Annotated in this window: 26 protein-coding genes; 8 read left to right on the top strand and 18 right to left on the bottom strand. The window is 70.7% G+C overall.

Annotation, left to right across the window (positions count from 1 at the left end; all coding sequences use genetic code 11):
- Window positions 1–114: 114 nt before the first annotated feature.
- A complete protein-coding gene (locus AB0915_RS20040; RefSeq protein ID WP_366692381.1) occupies window positions 115–1,461 on the bottom strand; it encodes a class II 3-deoxy-7-phosphoheptulonate synthase in 1,347 nt (448 codons plus the stop codon).
- Between the two features lie 405 nt (window positions 1,462–1,866).
- On the opposite strand from AB0915_RS20040, the gene AB0915_RS20035 reads away from it, so the two are divergent.
- Window positions 1,867–1,923: a trp operon leader peptide gene (locus tag AB0915_RS20035; RefSeq protein ID WP_076973970.1), complete on the top strand. Its 57-nt coding sequence runs from the start codon at window positions 1,867–1,869 to the stop codon at window positions 1,921–1,923.
- Window positions 1,924–2,021: 98 nt separating this feature from the next.
- Window positions 2,022–3,890, top strand: coding sequence for an anthranilate synthase family protein (locus AB0915_RS20030; protein WP_366692360.1), 1,869 nt, complete (start codon window positions 2,022–2,024; stop codon window positions 3,888–3,890).
- Window positions 3,891–4,077: 187 nt separating this feature from the next.
- On the opposite strand, the gene AB0915_RS20025 is transcribed toward AB0915_RS20030, so the two are convergent.
- From AB0915_RS20025 to AB0915_RS20005, 5 genes are all read right to left on the bottom strand, one after another.
- Window positions 4,078–5,082, bottom strand: coding sequence for a 2-hydroxyacid dehydrogenase (locus AB0915_RS20025; RefSeq protein ID WP_366692359.1), 1,005 nt, complete (start codon window positions 5,080–5,082; stop codon window positions 4,078–4,080).
- Between the two features lie 77 nt (window positions 5,083–5,159).
- Complete coding sequence (locus AB0915_RS20020) at window positions 5,160–5,291, bottom strand: hypothetical protein (protein ID WP_366692358.1); 132 nt, start codon at window positions 5,289–5,291, stop codon at window positions 5,160–5,162.
- 30 nt (window positions 5,292–5,321) lie between these two features.
- Window positions 5,322–6,032 (bottom strand): response regulator transcription factor, encoded by a 711-nt coding sequence (locus AB0915_RS20015; protein WP_366692357.1) that lies wholly within the window; start codon window positions 6,030–6,032, stop codon window positions 5,322–5,324.
- Complete coding sequence (locus AB0915_RS20010) at window positions 6,029–7,261, bottom strand: DUF5931 domain-containing protein (RefSeq protein ID WP_366692356.1); 1,233 nt, start codon at window positions 7,259–7,261, stop codon at window positions 6,029–6,031. The genes AB0915_RS20015 and AB0915_RS20010 overlap by 4 nt, the downstream gene beginning before the upstream one ends.
- 52 nt (window positions 7,262–7,313) lie before the next feature.
- On the bottom strand, window positions 7,314–8,057 hold the full coding sequence (locus AB0915_RS20005) for a lysophospholipid acyltransferase family protein (RefSeq protein WP_366692355.1): 744 nt from the start codon (window positions 8,055–8,057) through the stop codon (window positions 7,314–7,316).
- A 195-nt stretch (window positions 8,058–8,252) separates the two neighbouring features.
- Between AB0915_RS20005 and AB0915_RS20000 the strand changes: the two genes are divergently transcribed.
- Together AB0915_RS20000 and AB0915_RS19995 are read left to right on the top strand one after the other, a co-directional pair.
- Window positions 8,253–9,032 carry an alpha/beta fold hydrolase gene (locus tag AB0915_RS20000; RefSeq protein WP_366692354.1) on the top strand — a complete coding sequence of 260 codons (780 nt, stop codon included), beginning with the start codon at window positions 8,253–8,255 and terminating at the stop codon, window positions 9,030–9,032.
- Window positions 9,025–9,678 (top strand): hypothetical protein, encoded by a 654-nt coding sequence (locus AB0915_RS19995; protein ID WP_366692353.1) that lies wholly within the window; start codon window positions 9,025–9,027, stop codon window positions 9,676–9,678. Before AB0915_RS20000 ends, AB0915_RS19995 begins: the two co-directional genes overlap by 8 nt.
- A 15-nt stretch (window positions 9,679–9,693) precedes the next feature.
- On the opposite strand, the gene AB0915_RS19990 is transcribed toward AB0915_RS19995, so the two are convergent.
- The 6 genes from AB0915_RS19990 to AB0915_RS19965 form a co-directional block, all read right to left on the bottom strand.
- Window positions 9,694–10,479: an endonuclease/exonuclease/phosphatase family protein gene (locus AB0915_RS19990; protein WP_366692352.1), complete on the bottom strand. Its 786-nt coding sequence runs from the start codon at window positions 10,477–10,479 to the stop codon at window positions 9,694–9,696.
- An 80-nt stretch (window positions 10,480–10,559) separates the two neighbouring features.
- Window positions 10,560–11,501 carry an ROK family glucokinase gene (locus AB0915_RS19985; RefSeq protein WP_366692351.1) on the bottom strand — a complete coding sequence of 314 codons (942 nt, stop codon included), beginning with the start codon at window positions 11,499–11,501 and terminating at the stop codon, window positions 10,560–10,562.
- A gap of 75 nt (window positions 11,502–11,576) precedes the next feature.
- Window positions 11,577–12,035 carry a DUF5304 domain-containing protein gene (locus AB0915_RS19980; RefSeq protein ID WP_366692350.1) on the bottom strand — a complete coding sequence of 153 codons (459 nt, stop codon included), beginning with the start codon at window positions 12,033–12,035 and terminating at the stop codon, window positions 11,577–11,579.
- 106 nt (window positions 12,036–12,141) lie between these two features.
- Window positions 12,142–13,479, bottom strand: a complete 1,338-nt coding sequence (locus tag AB0915_RS19975; RefSeq protein ID WP_366692349.1) for an ArsA-related P-loop ATPase — start codon at window positions 13,477–13,479, stop codon at window positions 12,142–12,144.
- 4 nt (window positions 13,480–13,483) lie between these two features.
- The gene (locus AB0915_RS19970) at window positions 13,484–13,933 is read right to left on the bottom strand and encodes an SRPBCC family protein (RefSeq protein ID WP_366692348.1); all 450 of its coding nucleotides are present in this window, start codon (window positions 13,931–13,933) and stop codon (window positions 13,484–13,486) included.
- Window positions 13,934–14,038: 105 nt separating this feature from the next.
- Window positions 14,039–14,845 (bottom strand): metallophosphoesterase, encoded by an 807-nt coding sequence (locus AB0915_RS19965; protein WP_366692347.1) that lies wholly within the window; start codon window positions 14,843–14,845, stop codon window positions 14,039–14,041.
- Window positions 14,846–15,126: 281 nt separating this feature from the next.
- Between AB0915_RS19965 and AB0915_RS19960 the strand changes: the two genes are divergently transcribed.
- Window positions 15,127–16,923 carry an AMP-dependent synthetase/ligase gene (locus AB0915_RS19960; RefSeq protein WP_366692346.1) on the top strand — a complete coding sequence of 599 codons (1,797 nt, stop codon included), beginning with the start codon at window positions 15,127–15,129 and terminating at the stop codon, window positions 16,921–16,923.
- 67 nt (window positions 16,924–16,990) lie between these two features.
- Here AB0915_RS19960 and AB0915_RS19955 read toward each other — a convergent pair whose 3' ends face one another.
- A complete protein-coding gene (locus tag AB0915_RS19955; RefSeq protein ID WP_366692345.1) occupies window positions 16,991–18,133 on the bottom strand; it encodes a glycosyltransferase family 4 protein in 1,143 nt (380 codons plus the stop codon).
- Window positions 18,134–18,231: 98 nt separating this feature from the next.
- On the opposite strand from AB0915_RS19955, the gene AB0915_RS19950 reads away from it, so the two are divergent.
- The gene (locus AB0915_RS19950; protein WP_366692344.1) at window positions 18,232–19,518 is read left to right on the top strand and encodes a glycosyltransferase family 87 protein; all 1,287 of its coding nucleotides are present in this window, start codon (window positions 18,232–18,234) and stop codon (window positions 19,516–19,518) included.
- Here the strand turns inward: AB0915_RS19950 and AB0915_RS19945 are convergent.
- From AB0915_RS19945 to AB0915_RS19925, 5 genes are all read right to left on the bottom strand, one after another.
- Window positions 19,475–20,716: a hypothetical protein gene (locus tag AB0915_RS19945; protein WP_366692343.1), complete on the bottom strand. Its 1,242-nt coding sequence runs from the start codon at window positions 20,714–20,716 to the stop codon at window positions 19,475–19,477. The genes AB0915_RS19950 and AB0915_RS19945 overlap by 44 nt on opposite strands.
- A 17-nt stretch (window positions 20,717–20,733) precedes the next feature.
- A complete protein-coding gene (locus tag AB0915_RS19940; RefSeq protein WP_366692342.1) occupies window positions 20,734–21,765 on the bottom strand; it encodes an NlpC/P60 family protein in 1,032 nt (343 codons plus the stop codon).
- Window positions 21,766–21,995: 230 nt separating this feature from the next.
- The gene (locus tag AB0915_RS19935; protein ID WP_366692341.1) at window positions 21,996–23,024 is read right to left on the bottom strand and encodes an NlpC/P60 family protein; all 1,029 of its coding nucleotides are present in this window, start codon (window positions 23,022–23,024) and stop codon (window positions 21,996–21,998) included.
- 284 nt (window positions 23,025–23,308) lie between these two features.
- The gene (locus tag AB0915_RS19930; protein WP_366692340.1) at window positions 23,309–24,670 is read right to left on the bottom strand and encodes an NYN domain-containing protein; all 1,362 of its coding nucleotides are present in this window, start codon (window positions 24,668–24,670) and stop codon (window positions 23,309–23,311) included.
- A 37-nt stretch (window positions 24,671–24,707) separates the two neighbouring features.
- A complete protein-coding gene (locus AB0915_RS19925) occupies window positions 24,708–24,950 on the bottom strand; it encodes a hypothetical protein (protein ID WP_266986548.1) in 243 nt (80 codons plus the stop codon).
- 163 nt (window positions 24,951–25,113) lie between these two features.
- Between AB0915_RS19925 and AB0915_RS19920 the strand changes: the two genes are divergently transcribed.
- Window positions 25,114–25,863: a rhomboid family intramembrane serine protease gene (locus tag AB0915_RS19920; RefSeq protein WP_366692339.1), complete on the top strand. Its 750-nt coding sequence runs from the start codon at window positions 25,114–25,116 to the stop codon at window positions 25,861–25,863.
- Complete coding sequence (locus tag AB0915_RS19915) at window positions 25,860–26,141, top strand: Lrp/AsnC ligand binding domain-containing protein (RefSeq protein ID WP_037694047.1); 282 nt, start codon at window positions 25,860–25,862, stop codon at window positions 26,139–26,141. Before AB0915_RS19920 ends, AB0915_RS19915 begins: the two co-directional genes overlap by 4 nt.
- The last annotated feature ends 101 nt before the right edge of the window (window positions 26,142–26,242 follow it).

Below are 26,242 nucleotides of genomic sequence, written 5' to 3'. Positions count from 1 at the left end.
CTTACCTAACCTTACCCGGCGCCCAGTACCGGTAAAAGTCCCGGAATGCCCTGTGGGGCACGGATCACATCGATCCGTGCCCCACAGTCGTACGCGCGCTACCTGCCGTGACGGCTACTGGTCCCGGTACATCTCGGCGACCAGGAACGCCAGGTCCAGCGACTGGCTGCGGTTGAGCCGCGGGTCGCAAGCGGTCTCGTAGCGCTGGTGCAGGTCGTCCACGAAGATCTCGTGGCCGCCGCCGACGCACTCGGTGACGTCGTCACCGGTGAGCTCGACGTGGATGCCGCCCGGGTGCGTACCGAGGCCCTTGTGCACCTCGAAGAAGCCCTTGACCTCGTCCAGGACGTCGTCGAAGCGACGGGTCTTGTGGCCGGAGGCCGCCTCGAAGGTGTTGCCGTGCATCGGGTCGGTGACCCAGGCGACGACCGCACCGGAGGCGGTGACCTTCTCGACCAGCGCGGGGAGCTTGTCGCGGACCTTGTCGGCGCCCATCCGGACGATGAAGGTCAGCCGACCGGGCTCGCGGTCCGGGTCGAGGCGGTCGATGTAGCCGAGCGCCTCGTCGACGGTGGTCGTCGGGCCGAGCTTGATGCCGATGGGGTTACGGATCTTCGAGGCGAACTCGATGTGCGCGCCGTCCATCTGGCGGGTGCGCTCACCGATCCAGACCATGTGGCCGGAGGTGTCGTACAGCTCACCGGTGCGCGAGTCGATGCGGGTCAGCGCCGACTCGTAGTCCAGCAGCAGCCCCTCGTGCGAGGAGTAGAACTCGACCGCCTTGAACTCTGCCGGGTCCGTGCCGCACGCCTTCATGAAGTTCAGCGCGTTGTCGATCTCGCGGGCCAGCGCCTCGTAACGCTGACCGGACGGGGACGACTTGACGAAGTCCTGGTTCCAGGCGTGGACCTGGCGCAGGTCGGCGTAACCGCCGGTGGTGAAGGCGCGGACCAGGTTCAGCGTGGAAGCGGACGCGTGGTACATCTGCTTCAGCCGGTCCGGGTCCGGGACGCGGGCCTTCTCGGTGAAGGCGAAGCCGTTGACGGAGTCGCCGCGGTAGGTCGGCAGGGTCACGCCGTCGCGGGTCTCGGTCGACTTGGAGCGCGGTTTGGAGTACTGGCCGGCGATCCGGCCCACCTTGACGACGGGCACGGAGGCCGCGTAGGTGAGGACGGCGCTCATCTGGAGCAGCGTCTTCAGCTTGGCCCGGATGTGGTCGGCCGACACCGCGTCGAAGGCCTCGGCGCAGTCGCCGCCCTGCAGCAGGAACGCCTCGCCCTTGGCGACGGCTCCCATGCGGGCGCGCAGCTGGTCGCACTCGCCCGCGAAGACGAGCGGCGGATACGACGCGAGGTCCGCGAGTACATCGCGCAGAGCCTCGGCATCGGGGTACTCGGGCTGCTGCGCCGCGGGAAGGTCTCGCCAGGTGTTGCCACCGGCGACGGAGGTATGGGCGTTCACGGTCACAACCACAACATTACGGGGTCGTGTCCCCTGATATTCCCCGTGCTCAATGGCTGAGACGGCGTTTCCCGCCGGGCAGTGACGGTCGCCACAAGGAGCCCTGCCAGCCTCACGCCTTTCGAATTCGAACAAAGCCACCGCAGAGGTGGGGCGTTGAAGCGGAATCACCGCGAGCGACGTCCAGCAGGCGAGCAGCACGGTCCCGGACGCGGGCACCAACCGCTACAACATCCTCGGCCGTGACTCCTCCGGTGTCCTCTGGCAGTACCAGGGCACCGGCAGCGCCACCGCGCCGTACGCCGCCCGCGTGAAGGCCGGCGGCGGCTGGAGCATCTACAACCTGCCGTTCTGACCGGTTCCTCACGGATCTGCCGGGGCCCGTCGTGGGTTAGGGTGCAAAGCATGTTCGCGCATTCGATCCAGAACTGGTGGTGGACCGCTCATCCGGCGGCCCACTGACTGCGCGTACGCACCATCGCAGAGGCCGCCCGAGGGGCGGCCTTTTTCGTGTCCGGGGCCGTTCCTCCCAGCTGAACCCAGGGGAAGGAACACCACCCATGCTCATCGAGAAGCTCCTCGCCGCCGACTGCCCGCCCTTCGCACTCCTCCGCCGCCGGACACCGGGCCGTGATCACGACACCGTCGAGGTCCTGATCGGCGCGGTGCACGAGGCCGAGCGGCTCGCGGACCTCCCGGTGGGCGAACTTCCCACGTTGGCGCTGGTGCCGTTCCGGCAGATCGCCGAGCGTGGCTTCGACGTCCGCGACGACGGGACGCCACTGTCGGTGCTGGTCGCGCAGGAGACGTACGAACTGCCGCTCTCCGAGACCCTCGCGCAGCTGCCCACCCACGACGTACGGGTCGAGGGCGGTGCCTTCGACGTCCCCGACGAGGAGTACGCCGGCGTCGTCCGACGGGTCATCGAGGACGAGATCGGGCAGGGCGAGGGCGCGAACTTCGCCATCCGGCGGACCTTCCAGGGCGACATCCCGGGGTTCGGGCGGGCCGACGCGCTGGCCCTGTTCCGTCGGCTGCTGGACGGTGAGCGGGGTGCGTACTGGACGTTCGTCGTGCACACCGGGGAGAGGACGCTGGTCGGCGCCAGCCCGGAGGTGCATGTGCGGATGTCCGGCGGGACGGTCGTGATGAACCCGATCAGTGGAACGTACCGCTACCCCGCCGAAGGGCCGACCGCCGAGAGTCTGCTGACCTTCCTCGGCGACCGCAAGGAGACCGAGGAGCTCTCCATGGTGGTCGACGAGGAACTGAAGATGATGTGCACCGTCGGCGACATGGGCGGCGTGGTGATCGGGCCGCGGCTCAAGGAGATGGCGCATCTCGCGCACACCGAGTACGAGCTGCGCGGGCGCTCCTCGCTGGATGTGCGGGAGGTGCTGAAGGAGACCATGTTCGCCGCGACCGTCACCGGCTCGCCCGTGCAGAACGCGTGCCGGGTCATCGAGCGGTACGAGCCCGGCGGCCGCGGCTACTACGCGGGCGCGCTGGCCCTGCTACGGCAGGAACCGGGCGGGGCGCAGACCCTGGACTCGCCGATCCTGATCCGTACCGCCGACATCGCGGCCGACGGACGGCTGCGGGTGCCGGTCGGGGCGACGCTCGTACGCCACTCCGATCCGGACAGCGAGGTCGCCGAGACCCACGCGAAGGCGGCGGGGGTACTGACCGCGCTGGGCGTGCGGCCGAGACGCCCTCGGACGGAGGAGACGCGTCCGCGACTGGCCGGCGACCCCCGGGTGCGAGCCGCCCTGGACGCCCGGCGGGACGGGCTCGCGCCGTTCTGGCTGCGGATGCAGGAGCGCACGCAGGAGCTCTCCGGCCATGCGCTGGTGATCGACGGGGAGGACACCTTCACCGCGATGCTGGCGCATCTGCTGCGCGCCTCGGGCCTTGAGGTGTCGGTGCACCGCTACGACGAGCCGGGGCTGCGCGAGACCGTACGGGCGCACACGGGCCCGGTCGTGCTGGGCCCCGGCCCCGGGGATCCGGCCGACACCGGCGATCCGAAGATGCGGCTGCTGCGCGAGTTCGCCGCGGAACTGGTACGGGAGCACCGGCACGGGCTGCTGGGGGTGTGCCTGGGCCATGAACTGATCGCGGCGGAGCTGGGTCTGGAGATCGTCCGCAAGACCGTGCCGTACCAGGGCGCGCAGACCCGGATCGAGCTGTTCGGGCGCCCGGAGACGGTCGGTTTCTACAACAGCTTCACCGCATGCTGCGACGACGAGACGGTCGCCGAGCTGGCCGCGCACTCCATCGAGGTGAGCCGGGACGCGGCCACCGGGGAACTGCACGCGCTGCGCGGGGGCGGGTTCGCGTCGGTGCAGTTCCACCCGGAGTCGGTGCTGACGCTGCGCGGCGCGTCGATCGTCGCCGAGCTGCTGGCGGGGCTGCCCGTGCCCGGCTGAACGCGGACGCGGACGGGGCTCCGGAATCCGCCGAGGCGGTCCGGGGCCTCAGGGCCTGGCGGCGTCTGGTGCGTGCGATCGATAGGCGGAGGGTCGCCCCGGTACTGGGCGTATCGGGGCGAGCCCGACAACGCGGGGAGCGTGCGGGCCAGGCGTCGCCTGGCAGGCGGGACTTTCGACACAGGCTCTAGTCCCGAGGAAGCCTGGGGACGAGGACGTTGTCGCTGCGGCGGCGGGCCAGGTAGTCGGCAACGTTCTGCACGGTGGCGTCGATGATCTGCGTCACGGCGTCCTCCGTGTAGTACGCCTGGTGCGAGGTGACGATGACATTTGGGAAGGTGACGAGCCGGGCCAGTGTGTCGTCGTCGACGACCTCCAAGGACTTGTCGAGGAAGAAGAGCCCGGCCTCCGCCTCGTACACATCGAGTCCGACACCGGTGAAGCGGCCCGCCCGCAATGCGGTGACCAGCGCCGAGGTGTCCACCAGTCCGCCACGGCTGGAGTTGATCAGGATGGCGTCGTCCTTCATCGCGGCCAGGGCGTCCCTGCCGATGATGTGGTGGGTCGTGGGCACCAGCGGAACATGGAGGCTGATCAGGTCGGACTCGGCGAGGAGCTGGTCCTTCTCGACGTAGGTCATGCCGAGTTCAGTGCAGGCGGGGTTCTCGACCACGTCCCAGCCGAGCAGCTTCATCCCGAAGCCATGGGCGATACGGGTGAAGGCCTCGCCGATCTTGCCCGTGCCGATCACGCCGACCGTGCGGCCGTGCATGTCCCGGCCGAGGAGACCGTCGAGCCGGAAGTCGAAGTCGCGGGTGCGCCTCGTGGCGCGGATGATGCGGCGGTTGACCGCCATGGCGAGCGTCCAGGCGAACTCGGCGACCGAGTACGGCGAGTAGTACGAGACCCGGGCGACCCGCAGGGCGAGGCGTTCGGCGACATCGAGGTCGATGTTGTTGAAGCCCGTGGAGCGCTGGGCGATCATCTGCGTGCCGCCCGCGGCGAGCGTCTGCAGAACGCCACTGCCCAGGTCGGCGTTGACGCTGGTGGAGATGATCTCGTAGCCCGCCGCGATGGGTGCGGTGTCCTTGTTGAGGAATACGTCCAGGCAGCGGACCTCGTGCTGTCCGGCGAAGGCCTTCTCGATCAGCGGCTTCTCGTCGGACTGCACACCGAATGCCAGGATTTCCACGATTTCTCCAGAAAGACAGAGTCACGGGCCGGATAGCCGCGAATATACGGCCCGTATCCCTGGTGCGCCGCTCTCACTCAGCCGAAGAAGACGCCGACCTCCGCGTAGAACGCCGGATCGACCGTCTTGAGCCGGTGGTCGCATCGGCGATCGGCACCCCCACTGGTCTCGCGCTCCAGTGGGCCGCGGCGGCCGTCCCGGAAGTCCATGAAGTCGAAGCCGTACGGACGCCGTTGGGTTCAGGCGTCGTCGAGGCCGCGCTCGATCGCATACCGCACGAGCTCCACCCGGTTGTGCAACTGGAGCTTGCCCAAGGTGTTCTGGACATGGTTCTGGACGGTGCGGTGCGAGATGACCAGCCGCTCGGCGATCTGTTTGTACGAGAGTCCCTTGGCGACCAGCCGCAGCACCTCGGTCTCCCGGTCCGTCAACTGCGGTGCATTCGGCTCGTCCGACGCGACGGGCGCGGGCTCGGATGCCAGCCTGCGGTACTCGCCGAGCACCAGTCCGGCGAGGCCCGGGGTGAAGACCGGGTCGCCGACGGCGGTGCTCCGCACGGCCTCGGTCAGCTCCTGCGTACTGGCCGACTTGAGCAGATAGCCGGTGGCGCCGGACTTCACCGCCTCCAGTACGTCGGCGTGCTCACCGCTCGCCGAGAGCACCAGGACCCGCAGGCCCGGGTGGGAACCGACGAGTTCCTTGCAGACCTGGACGCCGGGCATCCCCGGCAGGTTCAGGTCGAGGACCAGGACGTCAGGGGTGGCGGCCCTTGCCCGGCGGACGGCCTGCGGTCCGTCACCCGCGGTCGCCACCACGTCGAAGCCGGACTCGGCGAGGTCGCGGGCGACGGCGTCGCGCCACATCGGATGGTCGTCGACGACCATCACCCTGATGGTCCGCTGCTCGGCATCCTGCGCGCTCTCGGCGCCCGCGGTGTTCTCCGTACTCATCGGCCGGATCCTGCCTTCCCCCGTAAAACCTTCGGAACCTTCAACTCGACCTCGGTGCCCTGGCCGGGCACCGAAATCAACTCTGCTGTGCCACCCAGGTCGCGCAGCCGCCCCCGGATCGACAGGGCGACCCCCATCCGGCCTTCCCCCTCGGCCTGGGCCAGCCGCCCCTCCGGGATGCCGGGGCCGTCGTCCCGGACCGTGACGATCACCTCGTCCGGCCAGTCCTCGACGAGTATCCACGCCTGGGCGTCCTGTCCGGCGTGCACTCTGACATTGTCCAGGGCGGCACTGACAGCGGCCGCGAGTTCCTTCGCCGCCGCCGGGGCGAGCAGGACCGGAGCACCGGGCTCCGCGAAGCTGACCCGGGAGCCGGCGTGCGGGGCCAGCAGGGCGCGCAGATCGCAGTCGGCCGAACCGGACAGGCCGTCCTCCCGGCCGTCGACCTCGACCGTACGGACCACCGCCCCCTCGGAAGCGTCCTCGGAGACCCGGGTGGTGGGCACCAGACCGCTGGAGACGAGGGTGCGCAGGGCGACCTCCTGCTCCCCTGCCATCCGGCCCAGCTCGGCGGCCTCGCCGCCCAGCGCCGTGCCGCGGCGCTGCACCATGGCGAGGACCTGGAGCACGCTGTCGTGGATGTCACGGGCCAGCCGCTCCCGCTCCCGGGTCGCCGCCTCGATCTCCAGGGCGCGGGCGAGAGTGCGCTCACTGGCACGGGCGACCTCGACGACGTACCCGACGGCGATGGAGGCGACCCAGACCAGCAGCACGTTGTGAAAGGTGTCCCGGCTGGGTTCACCGCGCTCGATGATGTTGGCGACGGCGACGAAGGTGGAGGCCAGCGCCGCCCATCGCCAGCCGCCCTTGATCGCGAACGCCAGGACGGAGCCCGCGGTCCAGATGGACGGCAGGGTCGGGCCGTCGAGGTGCTGGGCGTCGACGTCGGCGAGCGGGGTGAGGAGGATGCCGACCAGAGCGAGGGCAAGGTCGGCGCCGAGGAACCGCTTGGTGCAGCTCGCGGCGTTCGCGACCTTCGGGAGGGTGGCGAGCGTCCAGACCGCAATGACGGCCAGGAAGGCGATGGCCACCCAGGGCCGCTCGTACTTGTCCCGGCCGAAAGTGGCCAGCAGGATCGCGTAGACCGTCGTCAGAAGCCGGTACGCGGTCAGCGCGCGCCACAGCGGCTGTTCGACCGACATCCGTAGGACCCGCTCGCGCTTGGCCATGCCCCCCACCCCCCCGGACGGACGCCGACGCGGTGACGCGCCGGCTGTTCCGTCACCCTTCCGTGCCGGACTTTCTGCCCGCGTGCTTCTCTTCCTCCGCGCGGCGCTTCGCCTCGTCCGCGATCTGGCGCTTGGCCGCGGTCGCGTAGATGTCGACGTACTCCTGCCCGGAGAGCTTCATGATCTCGTACATCACCTCGTCGGTGACCGAGCGGAGAATGAAGCGGTCGCCCTCCATGCCGAGGTAGCGGCTGAAGTCGAGCGGCTTGCCGATCCTGATGCCGGGGCGCATCAGCTTGGGGATCACCTGACCGGGCGGCTGGATCTTCTCCGTGTCGATCATCGCCACGGGGATGACGGGTGCTCCGGTGGCAAGCGCCACCCGGGCGAGACCGCCGGGCTTGCCGCGGTACAGGCGGCCGTCGGGCGACCGGGTGCCCTCCGGGTAGATGCCGAAGAGCCCGCCGCTCTCGATGACCTCTATACCGGCCTTGATCGCCGCCTCACCGGCACCGCGGGCACCGGATCGGTCCACCGGGAGCTGGCCGACGCCCTTGAAGAAGGCAGCGGTCAGCTTGCCCTTCACGCCGGGCGCGGTGAAGTACTCGGCTTTGGCGATGAAGGTGACCTTGCGGTCCAGTACGGCCGGCAGGAAGAAGGAGTCGGAGAACGAGAGATGGTTGCTCGCGAGTATCGCCGGCCCCTGAGCGGGGATGTTCTCCAGGCCCTCCACCCACGGCCTGAAGGCGAGCTTCAATGACCCGCCGATGGAGAACTTCATTGCGCCGTAGATCAACTCGGGTGCCTCCTGTGTGCTGTCGCACTGACCTTAACCCGTGGTGCTGCCGCCGTTCCTGCCCGGCACGGAGCCGAAGCACGGCTGTGACCGGTGACGGCCCTGGTCGGTGTCACTCCGGTCGCGTACGGTGAGGTAATCCTTCTCGCACTCCCCCTTTCGCTCCCTTTCGAGCCTCACGAACAGGAGACCCCGGTGCCGGTCCTTCCTGGAGCCGAGCCGTTCCGCCACGAGGGCGGAGAGGTCGGCGTCCTCCTCTGTCACGGATTCACCGGTTCACCTCAGTCGCTGCGCCCCTGGGCCGAGTATCTCGCGGAGCGCGGACTCACGGTCGCGCTGCCGCTGCTGCCCGGGCACGGCACCCGCTGGGAGGACATGCAGGTCACGGGCTGGCAGGACTGGTACGCGGAGGTGGACCGGGAGCTGCGGGCCCTGTCGGAGCGATGCCGTCAGGTCTTCGTCTTCGGGCTGTCCATGGGCGGTGCGCTGGCGTTGCGGCTGGCGGCGAAGCACGGGGACGCGATCAGCGGTCTGGTGCTCGTCAACCCGGGCAACAAGGTGCATGGCCTGGCGGCGTACGCACTGCCGGTCGTCCGGCATCTGCTGCCGTCCACGAAGGGCGTGGCGAACGACATCGCCCGGGAAGGCTCCACCGAGATCGGCTACGACCGGGTGCCACTGCACGCGGCGCACTCCCTGCGGAACTTCTTCCGGCTGGTCGACGGGGAGCTGCCGCAGGTCACCCAGCCGCTCCTGCTGCTGCACAGCCCACAGGACCATGTGGTGCCGCCGGCGGACTCGGCCCGGATCCTCAGCCGGGTGTCGTCCACGGATGTCGAGGAGATCCTGTTGGAACAGAGCTACCACGTGGCGACGTTGGACCACGATGCGGAGCGGATCTTCGACGAGAGCTACTCGTTCATCGGCCGCCTCGCTCCGAGCGTCGGGAAGAAGGGGAGCACGTCAGGTGGCTGAGCACGACGCGGAGCGCGCGGGCAGCGAGGAGGAGCGCGAACCGCGCCCCACCGAGGGCACGGCCGTGCCCGAGGACGGCGCGGGTGCGCCACACGCACCCGGGGGTCCGGGCCAGGGTGACGCGCTCGACGAGGACGCCGCCTGGGAAGCGATCGTCGCGGGCTACGGCGAGGAGCCGCCGGACCCGCCGGGCGCCAAGCCGTTCAAGTCGATCGAGGACCTCGCGCTCCTGGAGGACGGCGATCGCAACATATTGGAGCCGGACAAGGGCATCAACAAGAAGAAGCCGCCGGAGAAGCCGCTCGGCGGCTCGGTCGTCTTCGCCCCCGGTGTTCGCGGTCCCCGCGACTACGAGGTGGCGGAGCCGGCGGACAACGACGACGCGGACGACAGCGACGAGGGACACTTCGTCCCGCCGGAGCCGCCTCCGCTGCCGGAGGCCGATGTCACGGCGAAGTTCGCCTGGCTCGCGGTCGTCGGCGGACCGGTGCTGATGCTGCTCGCCGTGCTGTTGCAGTGGGAGATGACGTGGTGGCTCACCACGGTCTGCGTCGGCGGTTTCCTGGGCGGCTTCGTCACCCTGGTCGCGCGGATGCAGCACGACGACGAGGACGACGACGACCCAGGGCGCGGCGCGGTGGTCTGAGCCGGCTCCCCCGGATCAGGCCGGCCGAGGGTGTCCGGTCGTGGGCGAGGACACGGCGGGCACCCTGAGCGCGGCCAGCACCGGCAGATGGTCGGTGGCCGCGCGCAGGTCCTGTTCCGTGACGCCGGGCAGGCCCGACGGGACTCCGCAGCCGAGGACTTCGATGCCTCTGCTCGCGAAGACCGCGTCGATGCGCAGGCGCGGATCGTGGGCCGGGAAGGTGAGCTCGCCACCCCACGGCCGGACGGACCGGCCGTCCTGGAGCCGCCCGGCCAGCATCTGGAAGGCTTTCCCCTCCGGTGCGTCGTTGAGGTCGCCCGCCACGATGACGTGCTCGACCGCCATGGCGTCCAGCCGGTCGAGCAGCAGGTCCGCCTGGACCACGCGCTCCTCGTGGCGCAGGCTCAGATGGCAGCTCAGCAGGCCGATCCGGGTGCCCCCGATCCGTACCACCGCTGTGGCGAAGCCTCTGCGGTGCAGTCCGGGGGTGCGCGGCAGCAGCAGGTCCTCCGTGCGTTCCACGGTGGCGCGCAGCGAGCACAGGAGCAGGGGCCCGGCGGCGGTGGCGCCGCCGGAGAGGACCACCAGGTCGGTGTGGGCGGCAAGCCAGGCGGCGCGCTTGCGCCAGCGGAAAAAGCGCGGGGCCTCCTGGATGAAGACCAGATCGGGTGCGCAGGCTCGGATGACACGGGCCAGCGCCTCACGGTCGTCGCGCATCGACCGGATGTTGTAGCTGAGCACTCTGATGACGGCCGAACCGTCCGGCTCGGTACGGGAGTCGGGCAGCTCTGTCATGACCATACGGCTCACCATACGACGGACGCCCGCCGCTCCCGGTGAGGGCGCGACGGGCGTCCGGTGTTGTCCGTGACGTGGTGGGCTCAGCCCTGGCGGGCCAGGTCGGCCGCGCCCACCAGGCCTGCCTTGCCACCCAGTTGGGCCGCGAGCACCTGGGCGTGCGGCCGCCATTCGCCGCCGATCAGCCAGCGCCGGAACGACTTGCGGATCGGGTCGAGGACGAGATCGCCCTCGTCCGAGACGCCGCCGCCGACGATGAACGCGGACGGGTCGAAGAGCGAGGCGAGGTCGGCGAGTCCGGCGCCGGCCCAGCGGGCCAGCTCGCGGAACGAGTCGATCGCCACCGGGTCGCCCTGCCGGGCGGCCGCGCTGATGTGCTTGCCCTCGATACCGTCCACCGTGCCGTCGCCCAGAGCGAGAAGGACTGCGGCGTTCTCCGGGGTGGCGTTGGCACGCTGCTTCGCGTACCGGACGAGCGCGCGCCCGGATGCGTACTGCTCCCAACAGCCCTGACTGCCGCAGCCGCAGAGCAGCCCGTCCGGGACGACCCGGATGTGGCCGAATTCGGCGGCCACACCGAAGCGTCCGCGGCGCAGTTTGTTGCCGATGATGATGCCGCCGCCGAGGCCGGTGCCGAGCGTGATGCAGATGACGTCGTCGTGGCCCTGGCCTGCACCGAAGCGGTATTCGCCCCAGGCCGCCGCGTTGGCGTCGTTCTCGACGACGACGGGGAGGCCGACGCGCTGCTCGACCTTGTCCTTCAGCGGCTCGTGCCGCCAGTTGATGTTCGGCGCGAACAGCACAGTGGCCCGCTTGTCGTCGACGTATCCGGCAGCGCCGATGCCGACCGCTTCGACCTCGTGTCCCTCGCTGGCGCCGGACACCGCCGCCGCGATCGCGTCCACGATGCCTTCAGCCGTCGGCGGGGTCGACACCTTGAACATCGAGAGGATCCGGCCCTCTTCGTCGACCACTCCAGCCGCGATCTTCGTGCCGCCGATATCGACGCCGATGGTGAGTCCCATAAATCCCTCAGTTTCGGTCGAGCCCCGCTATGGCCAACCGTACCCGAGCCCCGCTTCCCGCCCTATCGGTGCCGGTCAGTCCAGGTCGATGTGTTCGCCCGGCCCGCTGTCGTCGTCACGCGGGTCGGTGGGGTCGCCGGCCTTCTTCGAGGCGCCGCCGGGGTCGGCGGCGCCCTGGGTCCAGCGGCGTTCCTGGCCTTCGACGGCGGAGCGGTAGGCGGCGAGGAGTTCACTGCCGGCCGCGGCGATGTGGCCGAAGACGTCCGGATTGCGTTCGATGACGGGCTCGACGGCGGCCTTCGCCTGCTTGATCACCTGCTGTACGGCGCCCTGGGCGGCGACGCCGAACAGCGGTGACTGGAGGGAGGCGACCTTGTCGGCCACGGCATCGACCAACTTGCGGAGCTCCTCGGCCGCGGAACCGGTCGGCGGGCCGTACTCGGCGCGGCGACGGGCCTTCTCGGTTTCCAGGTCCTCGGCGCAGGCCTTGGCCCACGCGTCGTCGTCGGCGGGACGATCGGTGGCTTCGCTCATGGCGGACTCCTGCGACGTGGTTGCGGACGTCGCGCGTGCGGGGGTGTGGTCCACCGCCGTGTACGGGACGCGTACTACCGACGTTACCCGAACGGTGGTACGCCGTTCAGGAGGTACGCGGCCACAGTGCGGGGTCCGGTGTGAACCGGACCCGCAGCACACCGTCCGTCAGCGCGGCGCCGGAGACGGTGCAGCGGCGCAGTCCGGACTCCAGCGGCACGATCCGGTGGAACGGGCCGACGGTCAGGAGCAGTTCGTCGCCGCGCCGGACCAGCTGCAGGTTCTCCTTGACGGCTCCGGGCAGCGGCAGGCACCAGACCAGGACCCCGTCGCCGTCCTCACCGACGGCCGGCCGCGGCGAGGCGGTCGCGTCCGGTCGGCCACGGAGCGGTTCCCGCAGCTCGTCGTGGCCGTCCGGGGCGTTCGGGTCCTCGACCCACCAGGGGTCCTCGGCGCGTCCGCCCGGCCGGTCGTCCAGCTCGACGGCGAGCCCGTCCCCCGCGAAGAGCCCGCCGCCGGTGCCCGCCGCCTCGAAGGTGGTGCAGCTCGACAAGGTGTCGAGAAGGGTGAGGTCGTCGAGCCCCTGCGGGTCCCGGCCGAGATGGGGCACCTCGCGCAGGGACGCAGCCGGTACCCACTCCTCGTACCAGTGGCCGATGCACTTTTCCTGCTGGGCGGCGAGATCGGCGAACCAGGGGTCGGAGGAATGCCTGGGCAGCACCCGGTTGACGGTGAGCGTGTCGACGCGCAGCCCGTGCAGGGCGAGTCCGGTGCGGGCGGTGTGCAGGGCGTCCTCGGCGGCGGGTCCCGGTTCGGCGACGAGGCGGACCGTGGTGCTGCGGTCCTCGACCAGGGTCTGGACGGAGGCCAGCTCGGCGTCCCGGCGGGCGGCGGTCTCGTACAGCCACTGGGCGGGCATCGGGACGCCGGCGAGCTGGGCGAGCATCGGGCGCAGGGCGCGGGCGGCCTGGCGCTCCGGGGGGAGCAGGCGGCGCAGATAGCGGCGCAGCTGTTCGGGCAGGGCGAGTACGGCGAGGGCTTCGCGCAGCGGGGGCAGGTCGACGACGAGGGTGTCGTAGCCGTCGCGCGACCAGTCGCCCCGGGCGGCCCGGCGCAGGGTGTGCAGCAGGGCCAGCTGGGTGCTGCCGGGGAGTTCGGTCAGCTCCTCGCCGTCGAGCCGGTTCCCGCCGAGCAGGCCGAGTACGGAGGACGCCTGGTCCTGGAGGGCGAGAAGTTCGGTACGGAAGTGCTCGCCGGAGTCGATGCGGGCGAACCGGAGTCCCTCGGTGACCTCGGTGGCTTCCGTGCCGGTGGGGAAACCGGGTATGGCGTCGGCGGAGAGCAGCAGTGTGCGGCGGCCGCGGCGGGCCGCGGCCAGTGCGGTCGCCGCCGCAATAGTGGTACGGCCGGCGCCGCCGGGGCCGGTGACGAGGACCGTACGCATCCGGTCAGCCTCGCGGAAGTGACTCGACGCGCTTCTTCAGACCGGCCAGCGCGCGGTCGATGATGACCTTCTCCGCCTTGCGCTTGATCATGCCGAGCATCGGGATCTTGACGTCGACGGTCAGCCGGTAGGTGACCTCGGTGCGGCTGCCGTCGCCGAGCGGGGCCAGTGCGTAGGAGCCGTCGATGGCGCGCAGCATCTGGGACTTGACCAGGGTCCAGCTGACCTCGTGGTCGTCGGTCCAGGTGTAGGCGAGCGTGTGGTCGTCCTTGATCGCACCGGCGTCGAGGACCAGCCGGACCTTCTCGGCGCGGCCCTGCTCGTCCTTGGCGAGGACCTCGGCCTCCTTGACCTCACCAGTCCACTCCGGGTACCGGTCGAAGTCGGCGATGACGCCCATGACGTCGGCCGGTGCCGCCTCGATCGTGATGGTCGAGCTGGTGTGTTCAGCCATCGCTGTGGCTCCTCCAGTGCGGTGTACCGGTCGGTCGGCAGAGGCCTGCCGCCAGAAGGCTATCGCGTGCGGGGAGCGCATCGTCCCAGGGTCAGGGCCGTGTGGTCACCACTCCAGGGCCCAGGGCCGGCCGGTCGAGGCGAAGTGACCGACGTTGACGCATTCGGTGGCGCCGATCCGCATCCGGCGGACCAGCGGCTGGTGGACGTGGCCGAAGACGGCGTACCGGGGGCGGGTCCGGCGGATCGCGTAGAGGAGCGCCCTGCTGCCGCGCTCGAACCGCCGCGCCACCGTGTCGTAGGTCAGCTCCGGTACGTCGGGCGGGATGTGCGTGCACAGGACGTCCACCTCACCGACCGCCTCGATCTTGGCGGCGTACTCCTCGTCACTGATCTCGTACGGGGTGCGCATCGGGGTTCGGAGTCCGCCGCCGACGAAGCCGAAGACGCGACCGCCGATCTCGATGCGTTCGCCGTCCAGGACGGTGGTGCCGGGGCGGGCGTATTCGGGCCAGAGATCAGGGATATCGACATTGCCGTACGTGGCATACGTCGGTGTGGGGAAGGCCGCGAACATCTCGGCGTACTGATGGCGCACCGCACCGACGATGGCGGCATCGCGGTCCAGGCTTGCCCAGAGACGGCGGCCGAAGTCACGGGCCTCCTCGTAGCGGCGGGCGGTGCGCAGCTCGACGATCCGGTCGGCGTTCTCCACGCCGAAGAGCTGGGGGAAGATGCCGCGCGAGTGGTCGGCGTAGTCAAGGAAGAGCACCAGGTCGCCCAGGCAGACGAGGGCGTCGGCGCCGTCCCCGGCCCGGGCCAGGGCTTCGGTGTTCCCGTGCACGTCGCTGACCACGTGGATCCGGGTACGGCGGGCGGTTGCACCCTCGCGGCTGTTCGCTCCGGCTGGCATGACGATCACCCTAGGGCGCCACCGACGGCCTGGGTAGAGCCCGCCGGACCTGCGAATACTTCATGCTTGTCACCTGGGTGCACTACTGTGCGCGCGAGGATCACCGATATGTGTGACGCATAAGACATCTGGCCGGAACCCCCTATCCGGAACCGAGTACTGGTGGGTAACGTCCGGGCAGTCCAGTCGTGCTCACCTCACTGAGCACCCTGCCAGTCTTGGACCGCAGCCGGTGCGTCACACAGAGCCGTGGCACCGGAGCCCGATGAGGAGCAGCAGTCTTGCGCGAGTTCAGCCTTCCGGCCCTGTACGAGGTCCCCTCGGACGGCAACCTGACGGATCTCATCCGCCGCAATGCCGCGCAGCATCCCGACGCAGCGGTGATGAGCCGCAAGGTGGCGGGCGTGTGGACCGATGTCACCGCCACCCAGTTCCTGGCCGAGGTCAGAGCCGCCGCCAAGGGCCTGATTGCCGCAGGCGTCGAAGCGGGCGACCGGGTGGCCCTGCTCTCCCGCACCCGCTACGAGTGGGTACTGCTCGACTTCGCGATCTGGAGCGCGGGCGCGGTCACCGTCCCGGTGTACGAGACCAGCTCGCCCGAGCAGATCCAGTGGATCCTCGGTGACTCCGGTGCCGCCCTGTGCATCGTGGAGTCCGAGGCACACCAGGCCTCCGTGATCTCGGTCCAGGCGGATCTGCCTTCTTTGAAGGGCATCTGGAAGATCGAGGACGACGCGGTCCGGCAGCTGTCCACGATCGGCGAGGACGTCTCGGACGAGACCCTGGACCGGCGGATGGCGAGCGCCAAGGCGGACGACCCGGCCACCATCGTCTACACCTCGGGCACCACCGGCCGTCCCAAGGGCTGTGTACTCACGCACCGCAGCTTCTTCGCCGAGTGCGGCAACGTGGTGGAGCGGCTGAAGCCCCTCTTCCGTACCGGCGAGTGCTCCGTACTGCTCTTCCTGCCCGCGGCCCATGTCTTCGGCCGGCTGGTCGAGGTGGCCGCGGTGATGGCCCCGATCCGGCTCGGCTGCGTACCGGACATCAAGAACCTCACCGATGAGCTGGCCGCGTTCCGGCCGACGCTCATCCTCGGTGTGCCGCGGGTCTTCGAGAAGGTCTACAACTCGGCGCGTGCCAAGGCGCAGGCCGACGGCAAGGGCAAGATCTTCGACAAGGCCGCAAACGCGGCGATCGCCTACAGCCGCGCGCTCGGTACCCCTCAGGGCCCGTCCATGGGCCTGAAGTTCAAGCACAAGGTCTTCGACCGGCTGGTCTACAGCAAGCTGCGCGCCGTGCTCGGCGGCCGCGGCGAGTACGCGATCTCGGGCGGTGCGCCGCTGGGCGAGCGGCTCGGGCACTTCTACCGCGGTATCGGCTTCACGGTGCTGGAGGGCTACGGCCTCACGGAGACGTGCGCGGCCACCGCGTTCAACCCGTGGGACCGGCAGAAGATCGGTACGGTCGGCCAGCCGCTGCCCGGCTCGGTCGTCCGGATCGCCGACGACGGCGAGGTGCTGCTGCACGGCGAGCATCTGTTCGCGAGCTACTGGAACAACGAGGCGGCGACGGCCGACGCGCTGGCCGACGGCTGGTTCCACACGGGCGACATCGGCACCCTCGACGAGGACGGCTATCTGACGATCACCGGCCGCAAGAAGGAGATCATCGTCACGGCAGGCGGCAAGAACGTCGCTCCCGCAGTGATCGAGGACCGGATCCGCGGGCACGCCCTGGTCGCGGAGTGCATGGTGGTCGGCGACGGGCGGCCGTTCGTCGGTGCGCTGATCACCCTGGACGAGGAGTTCCTGGGCCGCTGGGCCGAGGACCACGGCAAGCCGGCCGGCTCGACGGTGGTGTCGCTGCGCGAGGACCCGGAGCTGCTGGCCGAGGTGCAGCGGGCGGTGGACGACGGCAACGCGGCGGTGTCCAAGGCGGAGTCGGTACGCAAGTTCCGCATCCTGGCCTCGCAGTTCACCGAGGAGGCCGGCCACATCACGCCCTCGCTGAAGCTGAAGCGGAATGTCGTGGCGAAGGACTTCGCGGACGAGGTGGAGTCGATCTACCACGGCTGATCCCGCGGTTGCAGGTGTACGGGGAGGGGCTCGCGCGACAGGTCGTGCGGGCCCCTCCCACGTGTCTTCAGAGCAGCGCCTTGAGATGCTCCGCGAGCAGGTCCCAGCGCCACTTCTCCTCGACCCAGGCCCGGCCCCGCTCCCCCATCCGCCGGCACAGTTCGGGGTCGCCGAGCAGGGTGGCGACGCGGTCGGCGGTCTCCTCGACGGAACCGCCCCGCACCACCCAGCCGGTCTCGCCGTCGAGTACGGCGTCGGGGGCGCCGCCCGAGTCGCCCGCCACCACCGGCAGTCCGGTAGCGGATGCCTCAAGGTAGACGATGCCGAGCCCCTCGACGTCGAGGCCGCCGCGACGGGTGCGGCACGGCATCGCGAAGACGTCGCCCGCGCCGAAGTGGGCGGGCAGCTCCTCCCAGGGCACCGGCCCGGTGAACCGCACCGAGTCGGTGACGCCGGTCTCCGCGGCCAGCTTCTCCAGCTCCTTGGCGTACGGTCCGCCCCCGACGATCAGCAGGACGGCGTCCGGCTCCCGCGCCAGAATCGCGGGCATCGCGAGGATCAGGGTGTCCTGGCCCTTGCGGGGCACCAGCCGCGACACACAGACGACGACGGGCCGGTCCGAGAGTCCGAGCCGGGCCCGGATCCGGTCCCCGCCCGAGTCCGGGTGGAAGGTCTTCTCGTCGACGCCGGGCGGCAGTTGGACCATGCGGCCGACGGCCTCGGGGGTGAGCGCGCCGGCGATCCGGGAGCGGGTGTACTCGCCGAGGTACGTGATCGTGTCCGTGCCCTCGCCTATCCGGCGCAGCAGTTGGCGGGACGCGGGAAGCTGGGCCCAGCCGGCCTCGTGCCCGTGGGTGGTGGCGACCAGTCGCCGGGCACCCGCCCTCCGCAGTGCCGGTGCCATCAGCCCGAGGGGGGCCGCGGCCCCGAACCAGACGGAGGCGCAGTCGTGTTCGCGCAGCAGCTGGACCGCGCGCCGGGTCACCCGCGGGGTCGGCAGCAGCATCGTCGTAGGGTCACGGACGACGGTGAACGGCTGCTCGGCGTCGAAGGCGGCGGTGGCCGCGACGCCCTCGGGGCTCCGCTTCCAGGTGGAGGCGTAGACGACGAGCCGGCCGGGGTCCAGGCGGAGTGCCATATTGTGCAGGAATGCCTGGATACCGCCGGGTCGGGGCGGAAAGTCGTTGGTCACGATCAGGGTCTTGTCCATCGCCGCCGACAGTACCGAACGGCCCGGCTCGGTGGCTCGCCCCCCGTCAGGCCGTGCATCATGGCTCGGAGCCACTGGCGAAGGGGATGGGCGCGGGCATGACAGCAGCAGGCGGCACCGGCAGATTTCTCGCACCCGTCGCGGTGTGGACGCTCACCAGGGCCGCGTTGCTGCTCTGCGTCTTCAAAGTCGTCACGTTGCCGGGCCCTGACGTGACGAGCGACGTCTCGGTGATCTACCACGGCTGGTCCGAGGTGCTGAAGAGCGGCACGTATCCGCTGGACGATGTCACCTGGCAGTACCCGCCCGCTGCGGCGCTCGCCATCCTCTCCCCCGCCCTGCTGCCGTTCCTGGACTACGCCTCGGCCTTCTTCGTCCTCGCCTGCCTCTGCGACGCGCTGGTGCTCGGCCTGCTGCTGTACGCGGGCCGCGGTACCGGCAGGCGGACCGCAGGCGGCTGGGTGTGGGTGGCGGGGGTGCCCCTGCTCGGCACGACCGCGTACGCGCGGTACGACGTGATGGTGACGGCGGTCGCGGTGGCGGCGCTGCTGGCGGGGGTACGGCATCCGCGGGTGCTGGGGGCGCTGGCCGCCTTCGGCGCGCTGCTGAAGGTGTGGCCGGTGCTGCTGCTGGCCGGGACCGCGCGCGGGGAGTCGACCCGCCGTTCATGGACGGCGGCGGCGGTGACGGCGGCCGGGCTGCTGCTGGTGTGCACGGCCGCGTTGCCGGGAGCGCTGGCCTTTCTCGGGTTCCAGCGCGACCGCGGCACCGAGGTCGAGTCGCTGGGGGCGCTGGTCTTCCATGTGGCGCGGCAGTTCGGCTGGCAGGGCCGGGTGGAGCTGAACTACGGGTCGCTGGAGTTCCTGGGCCCGCATGTGCCGCTGGTGAGCACGCTGGCGCTGGGGCTGAGCATCGCGGCGTTCGGCTGGCTGGTGGTGTGGCGGCTGCTGGCCCGTGACTTCGGGGTGAGCACGCCGGCCGACGCGGCGTTCACGGCGGTGCTGCTGTTCACGACGACGAGCCGGGTGATCAGCCCCCAGTACATGCTGTGGCTGGTCGGTCTCGCGGCGGTCTGTGTGGTCTTCCGGTCCACCCGGATGGGGCTGCCGGCCGTTCTGGTGCTGGTCGCGACGGGCGTCACCCAGCTGGAGTTCCCGTTCGGGTTCATCCACGTGGTGACCAGCGACGCGCACGGCGTGACGCTGATGTTCGTACGCAACGGTCTGCTGGTCGCGGCGGCCCTGGTCGCGTCCCGGCGGCTGTGGAAGGAGACGGTGCCCGCGCCGGTCCGCCGGGACCGGCACCGGCTGCCGGTCCCGGCGTCCGCTCCGGTGGGGCGGATCAGCCGAGACGGGACCGCAGATACTCCCGCCAGCGCGCCGTGAACTCCTGCGGCGTCGTGCCGAGCACGTCCTGCATCGCCTGCTCCACCGCTCCGTCCCGTCCTGAGTGCCCCCCGACGGCCCGGTAGAAGGCGAAGAGTTTCTGCTCGCCCCAGTGGTCGGCGACGAGTGCGCACGCCAGCCAGCCGCCCTCGTAGGCCCTCGCGAGGCGCCCGGAGTCTCCCGCGAACCCGAAGTCCTCGTCGGCGGGCAGTTCGGCGGGCAGCTCACCGCGCCGGACCGCGTCGGCCAGTTCGGGTGCGGCCTGCTCGGCGGTCCGGTGCTCGGCACGGTAGGCCGCCCAGTCGGCGAAGCCCTCGGAGAGCCAGGTCGGGGTGGACGCGGAGGTGCGGGCGCGGGTGGCGACATGGGCGGTCTCGTGGGTGAGGACGATCCGCTGACCGAACGTGCCGAGCGTCGCGTACGCCTGAGGGTTGACGATCACCCGGTCCGCGGGCGCCCGGCCGCCGGTCTCCCCGGTGGTGACGGCCGCTATGCCCCGGTAGTTCGCCGCCGGTGACCCCAGCAGCCCGGCCATGTCGTCGACCGTCTCCGGTACGAGGACCACCACGCGGCCGGCCCAGCGCTCCGGCCAGGCGGCGGAGACGGCGGGCACCGCACGGTCCGCGGTACCCGCGATCGCGCGGAGCTCCGCCGTTGTCCGCCCCACACCGAGGACGAGACTTCGCCTGCCCCGTACGACCTGGACGTCGCCCTGCTGCCACAGCTGCGGGCCACCGTCCCGGCCGGCCCGGTCCGCGGTGATGTACCAGCGGCCGTCCGCCGGGTCCCGCTCCAGGTCGAGCACCCGGTCCGCGGTGACCGGAGCACTGTCGTAGCCCGCGATCCGGTAGCGCAACTCGACGTCGGCGGTGGCCCGGTCGGCTCCGCGCCTGCGCACGTCCGTCACCTTGTACGCCCATGAGCTCAGCGGCACGTCGGCGAGATGGGCCAGCTCGCGGCGCTGGGCCGTCCGCAGCCCGGTGGCCCCGGGGGCGAGTGCGGCGAGGAAGCCGTCCGGGTCGTGGTCCAGGACGGCGGCGGCGCGGCGGTCCAGGGTGGCGCTGATGGCCCGGACGGTGGGGTCGGGGGTGGCGGGGGCCGTGCAGGCGGACGCGAGCAGCAGTCCGGCGAGCGCCGCGCCCGCCGCGCGCCGCCGCCCGTCATGTCCTCGCCCTGCGGTGCACCCCTGATCAGCCACCTGACCGAGGGTACGGGTCAGACGCGGGTCACCGAGGAGACCGGCATCATGCCGACCGGGTCGTAGCGGACCGGAGCACCCGGGTGCGGGGCGTGGATCACCTGCCCGTTGCCCACGTACATCCCGATATGGCTGGCGTCCGAGCGGTAGGCGACCAGATCGCCGGGGCGGGCCTCGGAGAGCGGCACCATGTGGCCGGCGTACCGCTGTGTCTGCGAGGTGCGCGGCAGGCTGACACCGGCCTGGGCGTACGCCCACTGCATCAGCCCGGAGCAGTCGAATCCGGCGGGTCCGTTGGCGCCCCAGATGTACGGGAGTCCGACGGCCCGGCGGACGGCCATGACGGCGGCCGCCGCCCGGGACGAGCCGGCAGGCAAACCGGCCAGGGCGGAGAACGAGGTATCGCGGCCGGAGCGCGAGGCGTGATCGAAGGCCGCCCGGTCCGCGGCGGGCAGCGAGGCCAGCAGCTGCCGGGCCTGCCGGAGCTTGCCCTCGACGGTCCGTTTGTGGCGGGCGGCGGCTGCCTTGTCGCGCTCCAGGCAGGCGAGCGAGCGGGCGGCCTCCGCACGAACCTGCGCGAGGCCGCGCCGGGCGTGCTGGAGTTCGCGCAGGGCGGTGGTCTGACGGGCGTTCAGCCGGTCCAGGGTGGCTGCCCGGTCGAGGTAGCTGTCCGGATCGGCGGAGAGCAGCAGGGCGAGCGAGGGGTCGATGCCACCGGAGCGGTACTGCGCGGCGGCGGCCGAACCGATCGCCATGCGCATCCGGTTGATCCGTTCCTGACCGAGGGCCGCCCGTTCCTGGGCCCGGTTCAGCTCGCCCCGCAGCCGGTCGGCGTCCTCCACCGCCTTGTTGTACTGCTCGGTGGCGCGCTCGGCCTCGCTGTACAGCCGGTCGATCTCGGCCCCGGCGGTCCGGGACGTGCCCTTCGGGTCGGCGTGCGCGGCTGCTGCCCCGAGCGTGGCGGCGGCGGTCGCCGCGGCCGCGGACAGGACTGTGACCCGGACGCTCCGGTTGACGCCGGGCTGTGTGGAACGGCGATGGGACACCACAGGACGCCGCACTCCCTTCCGCTGTACGCGGCCCCCTGCCACCCGGGACGGGCGGACCGACGGACGGGAGCCGCACAGCAGACAGACAGTAGTCGGACGACTACGGAGCGCACGAACGGCCGTGGCGGATGGGTGCAGGTCAGATACGACGGCGCCCCGCCGGTGACCTGTGGTCTCCGGCGGGGCGGGCCGTCTGTGCGGGGCGCGGTAATTCCCCCGTTCGGGCGTCGTCAGCTGACGCGCACGCCGAACTGGAAGCTGCCGATGGTGTTCATCGACTCGTAACGAACCACCGCGCCCGGGTACGGGGCGTGCACAACGGTGTTGTTGCCCGCATACAGAGCCACGTGCGACGTGCTGTTGAAGAAGACGAGGTCGCCCGGCTTGAGGGCGCTGCGGCCTATCTGCACGCCGTCGTTGATCTGGGTGTACGTGACGCGGCTGATGTGGACACCGGCCTGGGCGTAGGCCCACTGGGTCAGGCCCGAGCAGTCGTAGGAGTTGGGGCCGGTGCCGCCGCGGAAGTACGGCTTGCCGATCTGGCTGGCGGCGGCATTCAGGGCGGCGGCGCCGCGGGCGGAAGCGGGAACCTCGTTGCCCAGGTTGACCCGGTCGCTGGCGGCGCGGCTGGCGCGCTGGTCGTCCTGGGCCATCTTCTCGCGCTCGGCGGCGGTCAGGGTGTTGAGCAGGCGCTGCGCCTCGGCGAGCTTGCCCTGGAACTTCTTCTTGTTCTCGCCGAGCGTCTTGCGGACGTCCGCGATGTCGTTCAGTTTGTCCTGGGCCTCCTTGCGCTGCTGCGCGAGGGCCCGCTGCTTCTCCTGGATCTTCTCCAGCGAGTCGGCCTGCTTGGCCGTCAACTGGTCGAGGGCCGAGGCCTCGTCGAGGAAGGTGTCCGGGTCCGAGGCGAGGAAGAGCTGCACGGACGGGTCGATGCCACCGGAGCGGTACTGCGCGGCAGCGAGCGAACCAAGGCCGCTGCGGAGCGTGTTGAGCTCCTGCTGACCGCGGGCCACTTTGTCCTGCAGCGCGCCGACCTGCTTTTCGAGCTTCTTCTGCTGCTCCTGGGCCCCGTTGTACTTCTCGGAGGCCTTCTCCGCCTCGTGGTAGAGCTTGTCGACCTTCGCCTTGACCTCACTCTTGGTCGGCTTGGGGTCGGCGTGGGCGGCCTGGGAGGTCAGGGCCACGGCCGCGGCGGCGGTCGCGGTGAGCACGGTCACACGGGCGCGGCTCGGCTGCTTGGGACGACGGTGGGACGCCACGAAGGCGAGCTCCTTCTTCCTCAGAGCCGCCTACCGGGCTGTGGGGGAATGAATCCCCGGCTCCGTGCACGTCACGGACTCGGCGGTTCCTTCGCCGCCACCCCGGATGGGTGATCAACCGTGCGAAGGTTCGAAGCCCGACCCTAGTGACCATCTTGTGATCAGTTCAAATCCTCACAAGAAAAATCTCGCCTCAACAGGTACTTCTTTACTCTCATCACACTGGGTGTAGCGGCGACCTGACGGTACGTTCCCTGATTTCCGACAAGTGGCCGCAAGGCGCGTCAGACGCGCGAAAGCCGCTTCAGGAGCAAGACGGACGCAACGGGCCTGGCCCCTGCCTTCGCCACACCGTCCGCCACTTCACGGTCGGTGGAGACCACCACGACGGGCCTGCCCGGCGGTTCGGCGCGGGCGAGCTGGCGAATGAGTTCGTCGGCCGTCACGCCCGGCTTGCTGAACAGCACACGCACCCCGCGCGGAGGTGCGAGCAGCACCGGAGCAGCCAGTTCGGCCCCGTCGAAGACACAGGTCATCTCGGCGCCGGACTGCGCGGCGAGCACCGCGAGACCGCCCAGCAGCCGCAGCCGCTGCTTCTCCAGCGGGAGCTGCGGATAGCCGGTCTTGGTGACGTTGTAGCCGTCCACGATCAGATGTGCCTGCGGCAGCGCGAGCAACTGGTCGAGCAGGGCCGGATCGGTCTCCGAAAGAGCCCTGGCGGCAATGTCCTTGGGCGACATCGCGCCGGGCTCGACCGCGTCGACACCGTCCGCGGGGCGGATCGAGGAGGGTGGCAGGGCCAGTTCGCGGCGCAGCCCCCGGGCCGCGTCGAGCACCGTGTCGAGGAGCAGCCGCAGCCGCATGTCCTCGACCGAACGCCCCTCCCTGGAGGCCCTGCGGCTCGCCTCGACGGATGCCTCCGCCTCACCGAGCCGGGCCCGCAGCCGCCGGGTCTCGCTCTCGGCGGCGGAGATCCGGGCGGCCGCCTCGGCCCGCAGCGCGTCGGCCTCGGCCTTGCCCCGGCGCACCGCGGCCTCGCCGCGCTTGACCTCGTTGAGGGCGGACCGCAGTTTGCGGTGCAGCGAATCGGCTTCCCTGCGGGCCGCGTCGAGTTCGGCGCGGAGCCGTTCGGTCTCGCTCTTCGTCTGGGCCCGGGCCTGGGCGAGCTCCTCGCGCAGGCGCTCCAGCTCGCGCCGGCTCTCCTCGTCGGCCCGCTCGGCGTCGGCACGCTGGACCTCCTCGCCGGCGGCGGCGACCAGTTTCACCCAGCCGACCGGGCGCAGCACATAGGCTGCCGCGGCCACATCGACGGGATCGGCAGCGGCCGGCGGCGACCCGGCCTCCACGGCAGCGGCCAGCTCCGACTGGGACTCCCGGAGCCGTTCGCCGATGCGCTGACGGAACAGGGTGTCGCTCTCCAGGGCGGCCGCCATCGCATTCCCGGCGAACTTGGCGCGCCGGGTCGGGGTGAAGCGGGCGTACTGCCTGAGCTGGGCCGGGAGTTCGGTGACGGTCAGGCCGCCGAACGCGTCCGAGACCAGCGCGACGACCCGCCGCCGAACGCCTTCGGGCAGCGGGCGGTCGAGCGCCTCGACGGCGTCGCCGGCTCCATCGGCCGACTCGGCGCCGCTATCGGGCTGCTCCACGATCCGTCACCCCAAAATGTCTGTCCGCACGGCCCCGTCAGGAGTCGGCACCCGGCCTGTCGACTAGTTCGATCTGGTCCACCGCGTTGCACCAGCGGCAGCGGACCGACTCGATGGTCTCACTGACCACCTCGCGTTCCTCGACGGTCGACTCACCGGCCAGGTCGAGATGGACGTATTCGACGACCTTGGAGGTGCGGGTCACGTCGAAGCGGGTGAGATTTCCGCAGAGCGTGCAGCGCCAGCGGGTCCCGTCGGTCGGCTGGGGAACCGTCGTCATCGTTGCGTCCTCTTTCGTCGAGCGTCGTACTGCTTCCCGCACAGGATCTCGCGGTGCGCCGTCGAACTGCGGATCTCCTCCTGTAACCCTACGGCCTTGCACATACCCATAGACACGGCGAGGCGGTCTGTCCCGTTCCGTCACCTTGCGTCATGCTCTGTGCATGATCGATCGGCGGGCCGCGAGAGACGGAGTGACCGGCAGGCTCCTGCGCGCCGCCACGGCGGCCGGTTCGCAGGTGACGTATGCGCTCATCGCCCTGTGCTGCGCCGTCTTCCTGATCAGCCCGCTCTCCGGCTTCAACTCCACCTACGGCACCGCCGACACCCTGCTCGCCGCCCAGGCCGGGTACTTCGAACGCTGGGGGGTGATCCCGAGCGAGCTGTGGGCGGGCTCCGCGCAGGCCCTGCTCACCCCGCTGACCGCACTGTTCGTGCACGGCAGCTGGCTTCATCTGCTCGGCAACATGCTCTTCCTGTACGTGTTCGGGGCGATGACCGAGGAGCGGATGGGCCGTGCCGAATTCGCCTTCTTCTACCTCGGCTGCGGCTATCTCGCACTGCTGGCGTACGCGGCGGCGCACGCGAACTCCGACCAGACCCTCGTCGGCGCATCAGGAGCGATCTCCGCGGTGCTCGGGGCGTTCCTCTACCTGTTCCCCAGGGCGCGGGTGACCAGCCTCTTCCCGTTCCTGCTCTTCGTTCCGCTGCGCTTTCCCGCCTGGATCGTGCTGATCTTCTGGTTCGCACTGCAGTGGATGGCGGCGCAGGGCGCGGGCAGCGGTCCCGGGGTGGCGTATCTCGCCCATGTGGTCGGCTTCGTCTGCGGCTTCCTCTACGCCTGGGGGCGCTACCGCGGTGGGGCTAGAGTGAAGGCTCCAGCCGCGGCCACCGAGGGAGAAAGCCAGCCGTGATCACCGCGATCGTGCTCATCAAAACCAGCGTGGACCGGATTCCGGAGATCGCCGAGGCCATCGCCGCGCTGGACAATGTCAGCGAGGTCTTCTCGGTCACCGGTACGTACGACCTGATCGCCATGGTCCGGGTGGCCAGGCACGACGACCTCGCGGACGTCATCCCCGGCCGGATCAGCAAGATCCCGGGCGTCGAGGGCACCGACACCCATGTCGCGTTCCGTACGTACTCGCAGCACGACCTGGAGGCGGCCTTCGCCATCGGTCTCGACGCGTAGGTTCGCGTCGTACTTCGGCCGGGGACGGGCACTGCTGCCCCGGCCCCGCCGGAGGAAGAAGGGGCCCGCACCAGAGCGCAGCGCCCCCCGCGGGGGCACCG

Source organism: Streptomyces sp. NPDC048411 (genome assembly GCF_040704695.1).
Classification (GTDB): domain Bacteria; phylum Actinomycetota; class Actinomycetes; order Streptomycetales; family Streptomycetaceae; genus Streptomyces.
This window is presented reverse-complemented; position numbering and strand designations above follow the sequence as displayed.

What these genes read in the sequence shown, in the direction of transcription:
- AB0915_RS20030 (WP_366692360.1), top strand. Translation starts at nt 2,022, where the DNA reads ATGCTCATCGAGAAGCTCCTCGCCGCCGACTGCCCGCCCTTCGCACTC.
- AB0915_RS20020 (WP_366692358.1), bottom strand. Translation starts at nt 5,291, where the DNA reads ATGGACTTCCGGGACGGCCGCCGCGGCCCACTGGAGCGCGAGACCAGT.
- AB0915_RS20015 (WP_366692357.1), bottom strand. Translation starts at nt 6,032, where the DNA reads ATGAGTACGGAGAACACCGCGGGCGCCGAGAGCGCGCAGGATGCCGAG.
- AB0915_RS20010 (WP_366692356.1), bottom strand. Translation starts at nt 7,261, where the DNA reads ATGGCCAAGCGCGAGCGGGTCCTACGGATGTCGGTCGAACAGCCGCTG.
- AB0915_RS19990 (WP_366692352.1), bottom strand. Translation starts at nt 10,479, where the DNA reads ATGGTCATGACAGAGCTGCCCGACTCCCGTACCGAGCCGGACGGTTCG.
- AB0915_RS19985 (WP_366692351.1), bottom strand. Translation starts at nt 11,501, where the DNA reads ATGGGACTCACCATCGGCGTCGATATCGGCGGCACGAAGATCGCGGCT.
- AB0915_RS19980 (WP_366692350.1), bottom strand. Translation starts at nt 12,035, where the DNA reads ATGAGCGAAGCCACCGATCGTCCCGCCGACGACGACGCGTGGGCCAAG.
- AB0915_RS19975 (WP_366692349.1), bottom strand. Translation starts at nt 13,479, where the DNA reads ATGCGTACGGTCCTCGTCACCGGCCCCGGCGGCGCCGGCCGTACCACT.
- AB0915_RS19970 (WP_366692348.1), bottom strand. Translation starts at nt 13,933, where the DNA reads ATGGCTGAACACACCAGCTCGACCATCACGATCGAGGCGGCACCGGCC.
- AB0915_RS19965 (WP_366692347.1), bottom strand. Translation starts at nt 14,845, where the DNA reads ATGCCAGCCGGAGCGAACAGCCGCGAGGGTGCAACCGCCCGCCGTACC.
- AB0915_RS19955 (WP_366692345.1), bottom strand. Translation starts at nt 18,133, where the DNA reads ATGGACAAGACCCTGATCGTGACCAACGACTTTCCGCCCCGACCCGGC.
- AB0915_RS19950 (WP_366692344.1), top strand. Translation starts at nt 18,232, where the DNA reads ATGACAGCAGCAGGCGGCACCGGCAGATTTCTCGCACCCGTCGCGGTG.
- AB0915_RS19925 (WP_266986548.1), bottom strand. Translation starts at nt 24,950, where the DNA reads ATGACGACGGTTCCCCAGCCGACCGACGGGACCCGCTGGCGCTGCACG.
- AB0915_RS19920 (WP_366692339.1), top strand. Translation starts at nt 25,114, where the DNA reads ATGATCGATCGGCGGGCCGCGAGAGACGGAGTGACCGGCAGGCTCCTG.